18 protein-coding genes and 1 tRNA gene are annotated in these 16,371 nt (G+C 71.0%); 12 read left to right on the forward strand and 7 right to left on the reverse strand.

The genetic code is table 11. The annotated features are described in order from the left end of the window. Nucleotides 1-980, reverse strand: a 980-nt coding sequence (locus L0B03_RS01865) for a 5'-3' exonuclease H3TH domain-containing protein (RefSeq protein WP_284501263.1), incomplete at its 3' end; no start/stop codon positions are given. A 72-nt stretch (nt 981-1,052) separates the two neighbouring features. Between L0B03_RS01865 and L0B03_RS01870 the strand changes: the two genes are divergently transcribed. Continuing rightward, nucleotides 1,053-1,487: a PaaI family thioesterase gene (locus L0B03_RS01870; RefSeq protein ID WP_250443385.1), complete on the forward strand. Its 435-nt coding sequence runs from the start codon at nt 1,053-1,055 to the stop codon at nt 1,485-1,487. Here the strand turns inward: L0B03_RS01870 and L0B03_RS01875 are convergent. Next, nucleotides 1,400-2,089: a GNAT family N-acetyltransferase gene (locus L0B03_RS01875; protein ID WP_250443388.1), complete on the reverse strand. Its 690-nt coding sequence runs from the start codon at nt 2,087-2,089 to the stop codon at nt 1,400-1,402. The two genes, L0B03_RS01870 and L0B03_RS01875, sit on opposite strands and share 88 nt — an antisense overlap. A gap of 339 nt (nt 2,090-2,428) precedes the next feature. On the opposite strand from L0B03_RS01875, the gene L0B03_RS01880 reads away from it, so the two are divergent. The 4 genes from L0B03_RS01880 to L0B03_RS01895 are packed head-to-tail and all read left to right on the forward strand — an operon-like array spanning nt 2,429 to nt 6,523. Further along, nucleotides 2,429-3,781 (forward strand): branched-chain amino acid ABC transporter permease, encoded by a 1,353-nt coding sequence (locus L0B03_RS01880; protein ID WP_250443391.1) that lies wholly within the window; start codon nt 2,429-2,431, stop codon nt 3,779-3,781. 10 nt (nt 3,782-3,791) lie between these two features. Next, a complete protein-coding gene (locus L0B03_RS01885; protein ID WP_250443393.1) occupies nt 3,792-4,778 on the forward strand; it encodes a branched-chain amino acid ABC transporter permease in 987 nt (328 codons plus the stop codon). After that, nucleotides 4,768-5,736, forward strand: coding sequence for an ABC transporter ATP-binding protein (locus L0B03_RS01890; RefSeq protein ID WP_374204861.1), 969 nt, complete (start codon nt 4,768-4,770; stop codon nt 5,734-5,736). Before L0B03_RS01885 ends, L0B03_RS01890 begins: the two co-directional genes overlap by 11 nt. Further along, on the forward strand, nt 5,720-6,523 hold the full coding sequence (locus tag L0B03_RS01895; RefSeq protein WP_250443396.1) for an ABC transporter ATP-binding protein: 804 nt from the start codon (nt 5,720-5,722) through the stop codon (nt 6,521-6,523). Before L0B03_RS01890 ends, L0B03_RS01895 begins: the two co-directional genes overlap by 17 nt. 277 nt (nt 6,524-6,800) lie before the next feature. Here the strand turns inward: L0B03_RS01895 and L0B03_RS01900 are convergent, their stop codons facing one another. Together L0B03_RS01900 and L0B03_RS01905 are read right to left on the reverse strand one after the other, a co-directional pair. Further along, nucleotides 6,801-8,075, reverse strand: a complete 1,275-nt coding sequence (locus L0B03_RS01900; RefSeq protein ID WP_250443398.1) for an ABC transporter substrate-binding protein — start codon at nt 8,073-8,075, stop codon at nt 6,801-6,803. Nucleotides 8,076-8,336: 261 nt separating this feature from the next. Next, nucleotides 8,337-8,960, reverse strand: a complete 624-nt coding sequence (locus L0B03_RS01905) for an ANTAR domain-containing response regulator (RefSeq protein WP_250443454.1) — start codon at nt 8,958-8,960, stop codon at nt 8,337-8,339. A 122-nt stretch (nt 8,961-9,082) separates the two neighbouring features. On the opposite strand from L0B03_RS01905, the gene L0B03_RS01910 reads away from it, so the two are divergent. Then, nucleotides 9,083-9,156: transfer RNA gene (locus L0B03_RS01910), tRNA-Leu, on the forward strand. Nucleotides 9,157-9,198: 42 nt separating this feature from the next. Here L0B03_RS01910 and L0B03_RS01915 read toward each other — a convergent pair. Beyond that, nucleotides 9,199-9,999 carry an alpha/beta fold hydrolase gene (locus L0B03_RS01915; protein ID WP_250443400.1) on the reverse strand — a complete coding sequence of 267 codons (801 nt, stop codon included), beginning with the start codon at nt 9,997-9,999 and terminating at the stop codon, nt 9,199-9,201. Between the two features lie 83 nt (nt 10,000-10,082). Here L0B03_RS01915 and L0B03_RS19675 point away from each other — a divergent pair, with 83 nt between their 5' ends. From L0B03_RS19675 to L0B03_RS01930, 4 genes are all read left to right on the forward strand, one after another. After that, a complete protein-coding gene (locus tag L0B03_RS19675) occupies nt 10,083-10,154 on the forward strand; it encodes a putative leader peptide (RefSeq protein WP_372434951.1) in 72 nt (23 codons plus the stop codon). Between the two features lie 47 nt (nt 10,155-10,201). Then, nucleotides 10,202-11,224, forward strand: a complete 1,023-nt coding sequence (locus tag L0B03_RS01920; protein ID WP_250443403.1) for an isopenicillin N synthase family oxygenase — start codon at nt 10,202-10,204, stop codon at nt 11,222-11,224. A gap of 68 nt (nt 11,225-11,292) precedes the next feature. After that, nucleotides 11,293-11,463: a hypothetical protein gene (locus L0B03_RS01925; protein WP_250443405.1), complete on the forward strand. Its 171-nt coding sequence runs from the start codon at nt 11,293-11,295 to the stop codon at nt 11,461-11,463. Nucleotides 11,464-11,533: 70 nt separating this feature from the next. Beyond that, complete coding sequence (locus tag L0B03_RS01930; protein WP_250443409.1) at nt 11,534-12,472, forward strand: AI-2E family transporter; 939 nt, start codon at nt 11,534-11,536, stop codon at nt 12,470-12,472. 34 nt (nt 12,473-12,506) lie between these two features. On the opposite strand, the gene gtfA is transcribed toward L0B03_RS01930, so the two are convergent. Then, nucleotides 12,507-13,994 (reverse strand): sucrose phosphorylase, encoded by a 1,488-nt coding sequence (gene gtfA / locus L0B03_RS01935; RefSeq protein WP_250443412.1) that lies wholly within the window; start codon nt 13,992-13,994, stop codon nt 12,507-12,509. A 119-nt stretch (nt 13,995-14,113) separates the two neighbouring features. Between gtfA and L0B03_RS01940 the strand changes: the two genes are divergently transcribed. Next, complete coding sequence (locus L0B03_RS01940) at nt 14,114-14,455, forward strand: TraR/DksA C4-type zinc finger protein (protein ID WP_250443415.1); 342 nt, start codon at nt 14,114-14,116, stop codon at nt 14,453-14,455. Between the two features lie 111 nt (nt 14,456-14,566). Further along, complete coding sequence (locus L0B03_RS01945) at nt 14,567-14,776, forward strand: KTSC domain-containing protein (protein WP_250443418.1); 210 nt, start codon at nt 14,567-14,569, stop codon at nt 14,774-14,776. Nucleotides 14,777-14,897: 121 nt separating this feature from the next. Here the strand turns inward: L0B03_RS01945 and pyk are convergent, their stop codons facing one another. Continuing rightward, nucleotides 14,898-16,319 (reverse strand): pyruvate kinase, encoded by a 1,422-nt coding sequence (gene pyk, locus L0B03_RS01950; protein WP_250443421.1) that lies wholly within the window; start codon nt 16,317-16,319, stop codon nt 14,898-14,900. Nucleotides 16,320-16,371 lie beyond the last annotated feature (52 nt).

The following is a 16,371-nucleotide window of genomic DNA, read 5'->3' on the forward strand; positions in this document are numbered from 1 at the left end:
GCGTCACCCTCCGCCGGGGTGCCCCGGCCCGTCACGTCGACCGCCAGGGTGCTGCCCGCCCGCTCGGCCAGCCATGCGGCCAGACCCCCGGCCGCCGGCGTGCTCACGTCCAGCTCGAACCCGGCAGCCTCGCCGGCCTCCTCGGGGACCATCGCGAACAGCCGCTCACGCAGGGTCCGGAACTCAAGCGCGTCGAAGACGCGGTGCATCGCCTCGCGATCCCAGGGCCGGGCGGTGAGCTCTGCCACACCGAGGGGCAGCGAGACGTCGCGGACGGCGGCGTTGAGCTCGCGGTTGAGGCGGACCTGGTCGAGGTGGCCACGCAGGCTCTCACCGGCCTTGCCCGTCAGCTGAGGGGCCGCCGCCAGGACGCCGTCCAGGTCGCCATGGGCGGTGATCCACTTGGCCGCTGTCTTGGGCCCCACCCCCGGGACACCAGGCAGGTTGTCGCTCGACTCGCCCACCAGCGCCGCGACGTCCGGGTAGCGCTCGGGCGGGACGCCGTACTTCTCCGCAACCGCGACCGGGGTGTAGCGCACCAGGTCCGACACACCCTTGCGGGGGTACAGGACGGTGACGTCCTCGGTCACGAGCTGGAGGGCGTCCCGGTCCCCCGTGCACACCAGGACCTGCATCCCGGCGGCGACCGCGTCGGTGACCAAGGTCGCGATGACGTCGTCCGCCTCGAAGCCCTCGCGCTCGAGCGTCGGGATCCTCATGGTGGTGAGGATCTCCTTGATCAGCGGCACCTGGCCCTTGAACTCGCTCGGCGTCGCGTCCCGCGTGGCCTTGTACTCGGGGAACCGCTCCGTGCGAAAGGTGGTCCGACCGACGTCGAAAGCCACGGCGACGTGCGTCGGCCCCTCGTCTCGCAGCAGGTTCGCCAGCATCGCGGTGAAGCCGTAGACCGCGTTGGTGGTCTCGCCGGTGCTCGTCGAGAAGTTCTCGGCCGGCAACGCGAAGAACGCGCGGTAGGCCATCGAGTGGCCGTCGATCAGGAGCAGAAGGGGTCGGTCTCGCGCCAGGTCGCTCACGGTGCCAACCTATCGGCCATGACCGACACCAGCGACGCCCCCGTCCTCGCCGACCTCGACGCCATCCGACAGGCGAACGTCGGGACCCTCATCGAGAGGCTCCGCATCGAGATCATCGAGGCCTCGGCCGACCGTGTGGTCGGGACGATGCCTGTCGCAGGGAACACCCAGCCCTACGGGCTGCTGCACGGCGGCGCCTCGGCTGCTCTTGCCGAGACCCTCGGCTCCTACGGCGCGATGCTCCACGCCGGCGAGCGCCGTCAGGCGGTCGGCATCGAGATCAACGCGACCCACCACCGCTCCGCGCGCGACGGCCTCGTGACCGGGACGGCGCGCGCCGTGCACCGTGGGCGGACCCTGTCGACCTACGAGATCGTGGTGGAGGACTCGGCGTCTCGTCTGATCTGCACGGCTCGCCTCACCTGCTTGGTGATCGAACGACGAGCGGACTGACGCTCGTCCCCCGGCTCTTCGCCCGGCAGGGCCAGACGCAGGTGCCGACGACGCGCGATCAGGTCGTCCAGGCCCCGACCTGGCGCCCTGCTCGCCGCCGTGGCGTCGATCGCGAGCCTCCGCTGCAGGGCCGTCGTCGTGACGACGCGGTGGGTGGCGGCGGGGGCGAACCCGAGCTGGACGAAGAAGCGCTGCATCCCCCGCGCACCGGGGATGGGCGCTGCGTAGACGACCTCGGCCCCGGCCTCGACGGCCACCTGCGCGGCGCCCGCCATGAGCGCGTGGCCGACGCCACGCCGCCGGTGCGCCCGGTCCACGTAGACGGCCTCGACCGCGAGGCTCACGTCGTCGGCGAACGGGGTCGGGCCCAGCACGCGGGCGAGCAGGAGGCCCATCAGTCCTCCCTCGTCCCGTGCGGTGAGGACGGTCCCCCCCGGGGCGGACACGAGAGCGCCGAGCTGCTGGGCCAGCGCGTGGCCGTCGGGGCTGCACACCTGGGGCCCGACGACCGACTCGCGCCGGGCGGCGAGGCAGAGGGCGACGAGCGCCTGGATGTCTTCCGGACGAGCCTGACCTACCACGATGCCTGGGCGCACGACCACGGGCCTCCTCTGACATGCTTCCGGTTCGCTGGGGGGCTACCGGGTAGATGACGAAACGATAACGGCCAGGGCCGGGCCTGGGAAGTGCTTCCCAACTCGGACATAGCGGTCGCCACCTGCACGGGCGCGCCAGCACCGTGCCGGGCGAGCAGCCGAAACGTCGTCGACACATGCACCTCCTACCCTCACGGTGCGCACCCCACTCCGGACGGGCCAGTAGGCTCCCGACCCAAGTACAAGAGGTGTGACTTGAGCCACACGAGCGGATGGAGGCCCCCGGTGGGTCCAGCTGGGACGTGGGCCGGACGATGGCGAACCCGTGCGGGAGCGCTCTCGATCATGGCCGCAACACTGGGCGGGCTCATGCTCGCCATGTCACCTGCCGCGGCCGCAGCCGCGGCCGAGGAGTGCGTGGCGAGCCCTGAGCTCGGCTGCCTGTCCGGCAGCGTGCGCGGTGGTGAGGGGGCAGCGGACGGCGTGGAGATCCTCGTCGAGGACCCTGAGGGCGCGACGTCGACCGCGACCACGGGCGACGACGGCTCGTGGTCGGTCGAGATCCCCGCCAACGGCAGCTACACGCTGACCCTCGACGTGGGCACCCTCCCCGAGGGCGAGCAGCTCGCCAACCCGGACCAGAACCCACGACAGCTGCGCGCGGTCGTCGGCGCGACGCGCACCGTCAACTTCGAGCTCGGGGAACCCGAGGGCGAGGCGCCCTCCGCCGAGAGCGGCGAGGGCGGCACCGACTCCCTCGCCGGGGAGGCTGACGGCGGGGAGGTGCTCGGCGACGACGTGAGCACCTCGAGCATCACCCCCGAGCGCGTGGCCCAGCAGGCCGCCGCCGGCCTGCGCTTCGGCCTCGTGCTCGCCCTCGCCTCGGTCGGCCTCTCGCTCATCTACGGGACGACGGGCCTGTCGAGCTTCTCGCACGGTGAGCAGGTCACCCTGGGCGCGCTGCTCACCTACGTCTTCGTGTCGCTGATGGGCTGGCCGCTGGTCCCGGCGATCATCCTTGCCGTGCTGATCTGCGCGGGCACAGGCTGGCTGCAGGACGTCGGCATCTGGCGCCCGCTCCGGCGCCGCGGCGTGGGCCTGGTGCAGAGCATGATCGTGACGATCGGCCTCGCCCTCGCCCTGCAGTACCTCTTCCAGCTCGTCTTCGGCGGCGGCACGGTGAGCATCCTCAGCTACATCCCGGGGACGTGGACCCTGGGGCCGGTACGGCTCAACATCCCGAGCTACTACTCGATGGGGATCTCGATCGTCGTCCTGCTCGCCGTGGGATGGTTCCTGCTGCGCACGCGGACCGGACGGGCGACCCGCGCGGTGTCCGACAACCCCGCTCTGGCGGCCGCCTCAGGCATCGACGTGGACCGCATCATCCGGCTCGTCTGGGTGATGGCCACCGGCCTCGCCGGCCTCGCCGGCGTCCTCCTCGCCCTGATCTTCAACGGCGCGAACTGGACCCTGGGCATGCAGATGCTCCTGCTCATGTTCGCGGCCGTGACGCTCGGCGGCCTGGGTACGGCCTTCGGTGCCCTCGTGGGGTCCCTCGTGATCGGCATGGTGGTCGAGATGGCCAACCTGGTGATCCCGACCGACCTCAAGTACGCGGCCGCCCTCGTCATCCTCATCCTCGTCCTGATGGTCCGGCCACAGGGCATCCTCGGACGCGCTGAGCGGATCGGTTAAGGGGTTCAGCATGGACTGGCAGAGAATGCTCACGCTCGCCGCGGGCGAGCTCATCGCACCCCAGACGGCCGCCTTCGCCCTGGCCGCCATCGGGCTCAACGTGCACTTCGGATTCACCGGGCTGCTGAACATGGGCCACGCCGGCTTCATGCTGCTGGGTGCCTACGGGTTCGCGATCTCGACCATCGCCGGGGCGCCGTTCTGGCTCGCGTTCCTCGTGGCGGTCGTGGCGGCGATCCTCTTCGCGCTCATCCTCGGGATCCCGACCCTCAAGCTCCGCGGGGACTACCTGGCGATCGTCACCATCTCCGCGGCCGAGATCATCCGGCTCCTGGGCAGATCGACCCTCTTCACCGACCTGACCGGTGCGTCGTCCGGGTTGCGGGGCAACACGTACAAGGCGACCTTCCAAGCGCTCTCCCCGTTGCCCGACGGCACCACGGCCATCGGTCCGTTCGAGTACGGCAACAACCTCTCGAACGGGTGGTGGGTGCGGATCGCCGCCTGGGCGCTCGTCCTCCTCGCCGTGCTCGTGGTCTACCTCCTCGTCCGCAGCCCGTGGGGACGGGTCCTGCGGGGTATCCGCGAGGACGAGGACGCCGTCCGCGCCCTGGGCAAGAGCGTCTACGCGTACAAGATGCAGGCCCTCGTCCTCGGCGGCGTGCTCGGAGCCCTCGGTGGCGTCGTCTACGTCCTCCCGACCTCGGTGCAACCCGATGCGATGGGCAGAGCCATGACCTTCTTCGTCTGGACCGTGCTGCTCCTCGGCGGGGCAGCGACGATCTTCGGGCCGATCCTCGGGTCGATGATCTTCTTCGTCGCCCTCTCCGTGGTCCGCACGAGCATGCGCGAGCTGCTGCCCCCCGACATCTTCGGCCCCGCCCAGATCGAGCCCCTCTCGGGGATCCTCATCGGCGTCTTCCTCATGCTGCTGGTGATCTTCAGACCTCAAGGCATCATGGGCGACAAGAAGGAGCTGACCTTCCATGTCCGCTGACCCCACCGCCGCGCCCACGGGGCCCGGCACCTCCGCGATGGCCGGCCCGTCGGCCGCCCTGGTCGGCCTCGACCCCCGCCCCGGCGTGCCCAAGCCGGACGCGATCCTCGTGGTCGACGACGTCGAGAGGCGCTTCGGCGGTCTCACGGCGGTCGACGTGGACCACCTCGAGGTCCAGCGCGGCGTCATCACCGCCCTCATCGGCCCGAACGGTGCAGGCAAGACGACCCTGTTCAACCTCGTCACGGGCTTCGACCGGCCGAGCAGCGGGAGCTGGACCTTCGACGGTCGCTCGATGTCCAACGTGAATGCTGCCAAGACCTCCCGGGCCGGCATGGTCCGGACGTTCCAGCTCACCAAGGCGCTGTCCCGGATGACCGTCCTGGACAACATGCGTCTCGGAGCGCGGGACCAGCCCGGCGAGAACATGCTCGCCGCTCTCGCGCGGCCCCTGTGGCGGCGACGCGAGCAGGAGATCACCGAGAAGGCCGACGAGCTCCTGGTCCGCTTCAAGCTCGACCACCTGCGGGACGAGTTCGCGGGTTCGCTCTCCGGGGGCCAGCGCAAGCTCCTCGAGATGGCCCGGGCGCTGATGTCCGACCCCGTGATGGTCATGCTCGACGAGCCGATGGCGGGGGTGAACCCGGCCCTCACGCAGTCCCTCCTCGGTCACGTGCAGGCCCTGCGGGACGAGGGGATGACCGTCCTCTTCGTCGAGCACGACATGCACATGGTCCGGCACATCTCCGACTGGGTGGTCGTCATGGCCGAGGGACGCGTGGTGGCCGAAGGCCCCCCGGAGAGCGTGATGGCCGACCCCGCGGTGATCGACGCCTACCTCGGCGCGCACCACGACACCGACCTGGGCGACGACGCCCTGCTGGCCGACGAGGTCATCGAGCAGCTCGAGCACGAGGCGCACGCCGAGGAGGAGGAGCACCATGGCAAGCAGTCCTGAGGCCACCGGAGGGGCGCCCGCGGTCCTCGACCGCGGTGAGCCGCTGCTGCGTGCCGCCGATCTGGTCGCCGGCTACCTGCCGGGGGTGAACATCCTCAACAACTGCGACCTCGACCTGTACCCGGGCGAGCTCATCGGGATCATCGGGCCCAACGGGGCCGGCAAGTCGACGCTGCTCAAGGCGCTCTTCGGGCTGGTCAACATCCGCTCGGGCTCGGTGACGCTCGAGGGTCAGGAGATCGGGGGGCTCAAGCCCAACGCGCTCGTCGGCAAGGGGGTCGGCTTCGTCCCGCAGACCAACAACGTCTTCCCGAGCCTGACGATCGAGGAGAACCTCCAGATGGGGCTCTACCTCCGCCCCAAGGCCTTCACCGAGAGGTTCGCCTTCATCGCCGACATCTTCCCCAACCTCGCCGAACGGCGTCGGCAGCGGGCGGGCTCCCTCTCCGGAGGTGAGCGGCAGATGGTCGCGATGGCCCGCGCCCTGATGATGGAGCCCTCCGTGCTGCTGCTCGACGAGCCCTCAGCAGGACTGTCCCCGGTCCGTCAGGACGAGACCTTCATCCGTACCCGCCGGATCAACAAGGCGGGCGTCTCGGTGATCATGGTCGAGCAGAACGCCCGCCGCTGCCTCCAGATCTGCGATCGCGGCTACGTCCTGGACCAGGGCCGCAACGCCTACACAGGGTCCGGTCGCGAGCTCATGAACGACCCCAAGGTCATCGAGCTCTACCTCGGCACCCTCGCGACCGACATCGAGGACGCGGCGCACGGGAACGAGGCCTGAGCAGCGCCTCACCGTAGGTCCACGGCCGGTCACCTCTCCTGAGGTGACCGGCCGTTCGTCGTCTCCGTGACGACCCCGCGCCGACCCGGAGACCCGGCCGCCTGCCTCATCACGTCCGGCCAGCGCCACGCCCGGCCTGCATCCCGCGCCGCCTGCATCCCAGCCTGCAGATCCCTTCCCGACGGCGGCCCCACCGCTGTCGAGCCGCACAGCAGTGAGGCCCGGCGGGTATCCCCGCCGGGCCTCACCTGGGCCTCAGCGGCCCGTCATGCTGTGGTCACCCAGCGACCTCACCGAAGATCGCCTCGGTCCAGGTGATCGCGTTCTCGGCGTCGTACTCGTAGATGCCGATGAAGGCCGACGACGGGTCGTTGTCCTCGTTGAAGGGGCCAACACCCGACTGACCGACGTACATGATGTCCTCACCGTCGTCGATGAGCTCGACGCACTCGGCGTAGGTGGCGCACTCGGTGCCACCCTCCGCGCCGGACGCCGCGGGCAGGTTCGCCTGGACGGTCGCAGCGTCGTTCGTGCCGCCGAGCTGGGCGGCCAGGGCGGAGAGGATCACGGCGTCGTAGGACTCGGCCGAGTACGAGTACTCGGTCAGGTCCGGGTCGATCCCGAGCAGCCGCTCCTGGAACTCATCGCTCGGGAACGCACCCGGGATGGTGCCCTTGGCGCCCTCGAGCACACCGGCGTCGAGGTCCGGGTAGTTGGCCGTGTTCCCGTCGGTGAAGTACAGGTTCGACGTGTCGTAGCCCGCCTGGAAGAGCTGCGGCACGATGACCGCGGTCTCCTCGAAGGCGATGAGCACGATCGCGTCGGGGTCCGTCGCCATGACGGCCTGGACCTCGGCCTCGTAGTTGTTCTGCTTGGGGGCGAACTCCTCGTTGGCGTCGGCCCCGCCGTAGGTGACCTCGACGCCCTCGGCGACGAGGGTCTCCTCGACGACGTTCCGCAGCCCTGTGCCGTAGTCGTCGTTGAACACGAGGATGCCGACCTTCTCGTGGCCGTCACCGGCGACGAGGTTGCCCAGGGCGTTGCCCTGGACGGAGTCCGGCGGGGCGGTACGGAAGTAGAAGTCGGAGTAGCCGCTCAGCCCGGGCGAGGTGTTGGCCGGGGAGAACATCACGGCCTCGGCCTCGGTGACGGTGTCGATCACACCGTAGGTCACCGAGGAGGACGCCGCGCCGACGATGACGTGAACGCTCTGGCTGAGCAGGTCGTCCACCGTCTGGATCGCCACGGCGAGGTTCTCGGCGTCACCGGAGTCCCCGTGCACCACCTCGATGTCCCCGCCGTTGACTCCACCGGCCTCGTTGATCTCCTCGATCGCGAGGTCGACGCCGGCGATCTCGGGGGGGCCGAGGAAGGCGAGGCTACCGGTGACCGGAAGCAGCGAGCCGATGACCAGCGGGCTGCCGTCACTCTCGCCGCCGCCGGCGGCGTCGTCGTCGGAGCTCTCGTCTGCGTCGCCCGAACATGCCGTCAGGACAAGGGCGACGGCTCCGGCCAGCGCAGCGGCGCGAGCCGCGTGGGTCGTTCTCTTCATGCGGGCACTCCTCGTGTTGAGCACTCTGATCTCCCGCACCGAGAAACAGCGCCCGGCGAGGGACTGTGCTGAGGAAAGTACCCCCCGAGTGTGTCCGAAGTGTGACATCGGACATCTCACCAGAGGTCGTTGCCGAGTTGTGACCAAAGTCCCACTCACAGGTCGCGCGCGGGTGGGCAGACCCAGCCAAGCCGTCTCAGGGACTGGGCCCCGCGACCCCCCTGAGAAGTCAGCGGCGCCGCACGACGGCCCGCCGTGGGGTCAGGAGGCTGCGCCGCCGACCTGCTCGATCACCGCGTCGGCCACCTCACGCATGGTCAGCCGCCGGTCCATCGAGGTCTTCTGGATCCACCGGAAGGACTCGGGCTCGCTCAGGCCCATCTTCGTCATCAGCAGGCCCTTGGCCCGGTCGACCCGCTTGCGGGTCTCGAACCGGTCGGCGAGGTCCGCGACCTCGGCCTCGAGGGCACTGATCTGGCTGTAGCGCGAGATGGCGATCTCGACGGCCGGCAGCAGGTCGGCCGGGGTGAAGGGCTTGATCACGTAGGCCATGGCCCCTGCGTCGCGCGCACGCTCGACCAGCTCGGTCTGCGAGAAGGCGGTCAGCAGGACCACCGGGGCGGCGTGCTCCTTCACGATCCGCTCGGCCGCGGTGATCCCGTCCATCACGGGCATCTTGACGTCCATCACGACGATGTCGGGCCGCAGCGAGACCGCGAGGTCCACGGCCGTCTCACCGTCCCCGGCCTCTCCGACCACGTCGAACCCCGCCTCGCGAAGGGTCTCGACCACGTCCATGCGGATGAGGGCCTCGTCCTCGGCGACGACCGCGCGTCGCTGGGGCCGGCCCGAGCTCTGAGGCTCGCTCGGCTGCTCCTCGCCCACCCCACCGAGGGGAAGGTCCAGGTCTGGGGTCTGCGGGGCGTCGCTCTGGCTCACGCACGCTAGCCTAATGCGTGCCGGGCCCCGCGTGGCGCCACCCCAGGGTGGCGCCGACCACCCGGCAGGCCCCGATAGCCCAACCGGCAGAGGCGTTCGGCTCAAACCCGATCCAGTGTGGGTTCGAATCCCACTCGGGGCACTGCATCCCACCGACATCCAGGCGAGCTCGCACCTCCAGGCATCACGCCACGGGGAGAAGGAACGCGCGCAGCGTCGAGACGAACGTCTCCGGCTGCTCCGAGTGCACCCAGTGCCCGGCGCCCCGGACGGTCACGAGAGTCGTCCGCGGGAAGAGGCCTCGCATGACGGGGTCGTGCTCGGGCCGGACGTAGTCCGACCGCTCGCCGGCGACCCACAGCACCGGCTGCTCGAACGTGGCCCCGCCGACGTCGGGGAAGGCGCCGATGGCCTGGAGCTCGCGCCGCAGGAGCTCCAGGTTCGCCCGCCAGCGGAACGCGTCCCCCTCGCGGCGCAGGTTCTGCAAGAGGAACCCTCGCACCCGCGGGTCGTCGACCCGCTCGGCCAGGCGCTCGTCGGCCTCGGCACGCCCGGAGAGCGCCGTGGTGTCGATCGCGGCCAGGGAGTCGAGCAGGTAGGCGAACTCACCGAGCGAGCCACCCGCCTCCGGGGCGATGTCGACGACCACCAACCGGTCGACGAGCTCCGGGTGGCGCAGCGCGAGGACCATCGCGACCTTGCCACCCATCGAGTGCCCGACGACGTGCACCGGACCCTCGGCCGCGATCCCGGTGGCGAGGGCCTCCGCGACGAGGTCGGCGACCTCGTCGTAGTCGAAGCCCTCGGTCCACACCGAGCGGCCGTGGTTGGGCAGGTCGACCAGCAGCGACCGGGCCTCGGGCTGGAGGCGCTTCGCGATCTGCGTGAAGTTCCGCCCCTGGCCGAACAGGCCGTGCAGGAAGACCACGGGGACGCCGGTGGCTCCGACGGCGGTCGTGCTGATGGGCGGGGTCGCGGTGCTCACGAGGACCGAGCCTAGGACGACGGGGGTGGTGGCGCCCACGACGGGCCACAGACACCGCCTCGTGGAGCCGGTAGCCTGGTCCCATGCCTCTGGTCCTCGTGCGCCGCGTCCACGTGGACCTGCTGCGCACCGGGAGCTGTCTGTGTCCGCGCTGAGCGCGTGACCCTCAGACCAGCCCCCACCCACCAGTAAGGCATCTCCCATGACCTCCCTGACCCTGCCTGTCCTCGACCTGTCCCGTGCCGACGACCCCGCGACCGCCGAGGCCTTCGCCACCGCGCTGCGCGAGGCGACCCACGACTACGGCTTCTTCTACCTCGTCGGCCACGGTGCGGGCCGTGACCTGACGCGCCGCGTCATCGAGGTGGCGCGCGAGTTCTTCGCTCTCCCCGAGCAGGACAAGCTCGCCATCGAGAACGCCCGCAGCCCGCACTTCCGTGGCTACACCCGCGTCGGCGGCGAGCTCACCCAGGGCAAGGTGGACTGGCGCGAGCAGATCGACGTCGGGCCCGAGCGCCCGGCGCTGCCCACCGGACCGGAGCACCCGGCCTACAACGTCCTGCAGGGCCCCAACCTCTGGCCCGCCCGGCTCCCCGAGCTGCGCGAGGTCGTCACCGCGTGGAACACGACGATGGGCGGGATCGCCGACCGGCTCCTCCACGCCTGGGCACGGTCCCTCGGGCAGGCCGAGGACGTCTTCGACCCGGCCTTCGGGGACGAGCAGGCCACGCTCACCAAGGTCGTGCGGTACCCGGGCCGCGCCGGGGGCGGGACGCAGCAAGGTGTGGGCTGGCACAGCGACTTCGGCGTCCTCACCCTCCTGCTGGTCGAGCCGGGCCGGCGCGGCCTCCAGGTCGAGTACCAGGGCGAGGCCCTCGACGCCCCGCCCGTGGAGGACGCCCTCATCGTGAACATCGGCGAGATGCTCGAGTGGGCCACCGACGGGTACCTCCGGGCCACCCGGCACCGGGTCCTGGCGCCGGAGCCCGGCACCGACCGGATCTCCGTGCCGTACTTCCACAACCCGTCCCTCGACGCCGTCTTCCCCCGCCTCGAGCTGCCGTCCGAGCTCGCGGCCCAGGCTGCCGGCATCGCCCTGGACCCCGCCGAGGACGAGATCCGGGGCGAGTACGGGTACAACGCGCTCAAGAGCCGGGTCCGCGCGCACCCCAACGTCGTCGACGCCCACCACCAGCACCTCCGCGAGCTCGTCGGGGGTCGCTGACCTGACTGCCTCCCCGTCGGCGTCCCGGTCGAGGTGCCGGACCTGGACGCCGATGGGAGGGTGAGGCCATGAAGACGCTCATCGTCGTCCTGCTCCTCGCCTGGCTGGTCATCTCGCTGCTCGGCGTGATCATCGAGGGCCTGCTGTGGCTGCTGGTGATCGGCCTGGTCCTGCTGGCAGCGACGGCGCTGTTCGGGTGGGTCAAGCTCGGCCGCCGACGCTCGTCCCAGCGCTCTTGACCGGGCGCGCACCGATGGTCGACCAGGACTCCGCGGCCCGCGCTCCCTGTGGTCCGACGGCCTCGGCCGGATGGCGACGCGCAGCGCCCAGAGGCTCATCGCCCTGGGGCTGGTCGCCTGCGTCGTCCTCGCGCTCATCCAGCTCAGGCTCGTGGTGGTCACCGTCCTCATCGCCACGATCGTCGCCGCTGCGGTCAACCCCGTGGTGCGCTTCCTGCGGGTCCATCGCTGGCCCGCGTGTCTCGCGACCTGGACCGCGCTCCTCGCAGGGCTCTGCACCCTCGGCGGGGTGATCTGGCTCGTCGGGCGCGGGATCCGCGACGAGTGGGGCGAGCTCGTGGACCAGGCGAGTCAGGGCATCGACCAGCTCGAGGAGTTCCCGCTCGAGGGGCCGCTCGACATCAGCGAGCAGCAGATCGCCGACGCGCGGCAGGCCAGCACGGACCTTTTGGCGAGCGAGGGCGTCCAGAGCGGCGCCGTCACCGGCGCCACGTCCACCTTCGAGGTGATCGCGGGGCTGCTGCTCGGCGTCGTCGTCCTGATCTTCCTGCTCCGTGACGGACGCCGGATCTCGGAGTTCCTCATCACCCCGCTCGAGCACCGGCGCAAGGAGCGGGCTCGCAGGATCGGCGACGAGTCGGTGGACGTGCTGGGCCGCTACGTCCGCGGTACGGCGGTCGTCGCGCTCGTGGACGCCGTCCTCATCGGTGCAGCCCTGATGATCCTCGGGGTGCCGCTCGCCCTGCCGCCGGCCACCATCGTCTTCCTGGGAGCCTTCGTCCCCATCGTCGGCGCCACCGTCGCCGGTACCTTCGCCGCCCTCGTCGCCGAGGGGCCCCTCACGGCGGGCACCATCCTGGCGGGCATCCTGGGCGCGCTGCTCGCCGTCCCGATCGCGGCCGTGGCCTGGGCTGCGGTCAAGGAGTGGCACGCCCCGGACGAGGACGGGCGCCCTGAGGAACCGGAGGAGTCTGGGACTGCCGAGGACTCCCCCGCCGCGGCGATCTGATCTCGGCCGTCTCCCTGCTGGACGGCGGGCCGGGTCAGGCCACCGGCGGGTCGACCAGCAGGTCCGTGGTCCGCCCCGAGCGACCAGCTCCGTCGGACCACGTGAGCTCGGTCCTGCCGGAGGCCAGGTCCACCACCACCGAGGCCTGACGGTCGCCGTCCTGCCAGGAGATCGCGATCCCACCGTCCGGGACCGGTGTGACCTCGCACCGACCGTCGAAGACGTCCAGGGTGTTGCGGAACCGGGCGAGGGCGCAGAGAGCGCGGACCACGGGCCGCTCGAGCGCGGCCTCGACCTCCTCGACCGTGTAGTGGTGACGGTTGATGTCCCGCCCGACGCCGGTGCTCTCGAGGAGGTCGAGGTCGTTGTGCCCCGCGAGGGCTCCGACGTAGTACACCTGCGGGATGCCGGGCGTGAAGAGCTGCAGGGCACGCGCCGCGAGGTATCGGTGGTCGTCGCGGGCCAGCGCGTCGTAGAAGGTCGAGTTGACCTGGTAGACGTCGAGGTTGGACGCCGCCCACCCGGTCGCCCGACGGCTCGCTCCCCCGGTCGCCGCGTGGATGCCCTCGACCACCGCGTCGAGCTGTGCCGGATCCAGCAGGCCCGGCCTGTCCGGGGCCGTCTGGTCGGGACCCACGTCGACGATGCCGATGCCGTCGTGGGTGTCGAGCACCGTCACGGCGTTGGTCGGTCGGATCCCCATCCAGTGCAGCAGCGCGCCGTGGTCACCGGTGTACGCCGCGTGCAGCACGAGGGGCGGGAGGGCGAAGTCATACACGCGATCCACCGCACGCCCGATCTCGACCTGCCGCTGGTAGTAGGAGTGGACCTCGACAAGGACCTCGAGCCCACGCTCGCGCGCCAGGAGGGTCAGCTCGTCGATCACGGCGAAGGTCTCGGGGGTCATGAAGCACGTCGTGCCCGGGGTCTTGACGGCGTAGCCCACCGCGTCCAGCCGGATCATCGACACCTCAGCGGCGGCCAGGGTGTCGAGGATGCCGACCAGGTACTCCCGGGCCTCGCGCGAGGAGACGTCGAGGTCGACCTGCTGCGGGGTGAAGGTCGTCCAGACCAGGCGCCGCTCCCCGCCCCAGGTCATCGGGGTGAAGGGCAGGCCGGGTCGGGGACGGTAGATCGTGGCGAGCTCCTGCTCCGTCGCCCCGTCAGGGAAGACCGAGGCCAGGGTGAGGAACATGCCTGCCCACGGGGAGGCAGAGCCGCGCGAGACCACGTCCCGGACCTGGGCCGAGCCAGCGGAGACGTGGTTGACGATGACGTCGACCACCGTGTCCAGACCGTCACCGAGGGCCCGCACGTCCTGCCAGCTGCCCAGCCGAGGGTCGACAGCGGTGTGGTCCTCGGGGTCGAACCCCGCATCCGCGCCGTCGTAGGGCGTGAAGAACGGCAGGACGTGCACACCGCCGAAGACCCCCTCGAAGCGCTCACGCAGCAGTGCCGAGAGTCCCGGCAGGTCCCCGCCGAGCCGGTCGGCGTAGGTGATGAGCTGGACCTGGTTGCGCACGGCGTCCTCCTGGTGGCGTCTTCGTCGTCCGGGCTGGGGCCCAGCCTCTCAGGTCCGCCGGGGTGCCGTCCGCGGGGTCCCGGCGTGCACCCCGGCCGTGGCGGTGGCAGCCTGGCCGGGTGGTGACCCTCGAGGAGCTCCGCGGCCTGCGCCAGCAGGCGGCGCGGCAACTTGCCGCGCTCGACCTCGCCTACGCGGACCTCGTCGCGACCTCCGCGGGCTCCAACGCCGACGACGAGCACGACCCCGAGGGGACCACCATCGCCTTCGAGCGGTCCCAGCTCGGCGCGCTCGTCGACCAGGCACGACGGCGCCTGGCGGAGCTCGACGAGGCGCAGACCCGTTGGCTCGCCGGGCAGTACGGGGACTGCGAACGGTGCGGATCGCCCATCCCGGCAGATCGCCTCGAGGCACGTCCGTCGGCCCGCACCTGCGTCGGCTGCGCCGCGGACCGCCGCTGAGGGCTCCGGGCCCGCATCCGAGCTTCCGTCCACCCGCCCTGCACCTCGGGGCGGGCACCAGCGGGCCCGAGGTCCCACGGGTAGCGCCTCCGCGGCGAGGACAGTGGGGGCATGCTCTACCTGAGGTCCACCGACTACGACCCGACGACCCGTACCCTGACCGCGGAGTTCTGGTCACCGAGCGGCACGGAACGTGTCACCCACCACTACGGCGACGTCCCCGCGGGGCTCTTCGCCCGGGTCGCCGCCGCGCGGCCCCACGCACGTGCCGTCATCGACGCGCACGTCGCACCGCACCATCCTCGGGTCAGCTCCTCCTGAGGTCCTCCGCGCAGCTCCTCCTGAGACAAGAACGGCCCCGGGGTCTCCCCCGGGGCCGTTCCACGCTCGCGGTCAGCAGGGCCTCAGCCCTGCGCGACGGAGCGATGTGCTGCCGACAGGCTCAGCGCTCGCGCTCGGTGCCGATCTTGTGCACGAGCAGCGAGTTGGTCGTGCCCGGCACCCCGACAGGGGCGCCGAAGACGATGACGACGCGGTCCCCGATCTCGGCGAGCCCGTTGGCGCGGAGCATCTGGTCCACCTGAACGACCATCGCGTCGGTGTGCTCGACCTGAGGCACCTCGTACGTGCTGACGCCCCAGCTCAGCGCCAGGGTGTTGCGCACCTCGGGTGTCGGCGTGAAGGCGATCAGAGGGATCGCTGCGCGCAGGCGGGACATACGGCGCGCCGAGTCCCCCGTCTGGGTGAAGGTCACCAGGTACTTGACTCCGAGGGTCTCGCCGACCTCGGCCGCGGCGTGCGTGATGGCCCCGCCGCGGGTCTGCGGGCTCCATCCGAGCGGCGCGATGCGGTCGCTGCCGTGCTCCTCGGTGTTCTCGATGATCCGCGCCATCGTGCGCACGGCCTCGATGGGGAAGTCACCCACGCTGGTCTCACCCGAGAGCATGACCGCGTCGGCACCGTCGAGCACCGCGTTGGCGCAGTCCGAGGCCTCGGCGCGGGTGGGGCGCGGAGCCGAGATCATCGACTCGAGCACCTGGGTCGCGACGATCACGGGCTTGGCCGCACGACGCGAGAGCTCGATCGCACGCTTCTGCACGAGCGGGACCTGCTCGAGCGGCAGCTCCACGCCGAGGTCGCCGCGGGCGACCATGATGCCGTCGAAGGCATCGACGATCTCAGCGAGGTTCTCGACCGCCTGCGGCTTCTCGACCTTGGCGATGACCGGGACGGTCCGTCCCTCCTCGGTCATGATGCGGGCGACGTCGGCGTAGTCCGCCGCGCTGCGCACGAAGGACAGGGCGATGATGTCCGCACCGATGCGCAGGGCCCAGCGCAGGTCGGCCTCGTCCTTGTCCGACATCGCCGGGACGCTCACGGCCACGCCCGGGAGGTTCAGGCCCTTGTTGTTCGACACGGGCCCCGCGACCTCGACCCGGGTGATGACCTTGGTGTCCTCGACAGCGGTGATGCGGACAGCCACGCGGCCGTCGTCGATGAGGATCCGGTCGCCGACCTTGGCGTCGCCCGGCAGTCCCTTGTAGGTGGTCGAGGCGAGCTCCTTGGTGCCCTGGACCTCGTCGGTGGTGATCGTGAAGGTCTCGCCCTCCGTGAGCTCGACCTTCTCCTCGGCGAAACGCCCGAGGCGGATCTTGGGGCCCTGGAGGTCGACGAGGACCGCTACGGCGCGCCCCGAGGCCTGGGCCGCGGCGCGCACGTTGCGGTACACCGCCTCGTGCACGTCGGTGTCGCCGTGGCTCCGGTTGAGGCGGGCGACGTCCATCCCGGCGTCGACCAGCGCTTGGATCTGCTCGGGCGACTCGGTCGCCGGCCCGATGGTGCACACAATCTTGGCTCTACGCATGTCTCCAGCCTATGTCCTCGCCTGCAGGACCTTCGGTCCCGTCAGGCCTGTG

Origin of the sequence: Actinotalea sp. C106, from assembly GCF_023630195.1 — a bacterium.
Classification (GTDB): domain Bacteria; phylum Actinomycetota; class Actinomycetes; order Actinomycetales; family Cellulomonadaceae; genus Actinotalea.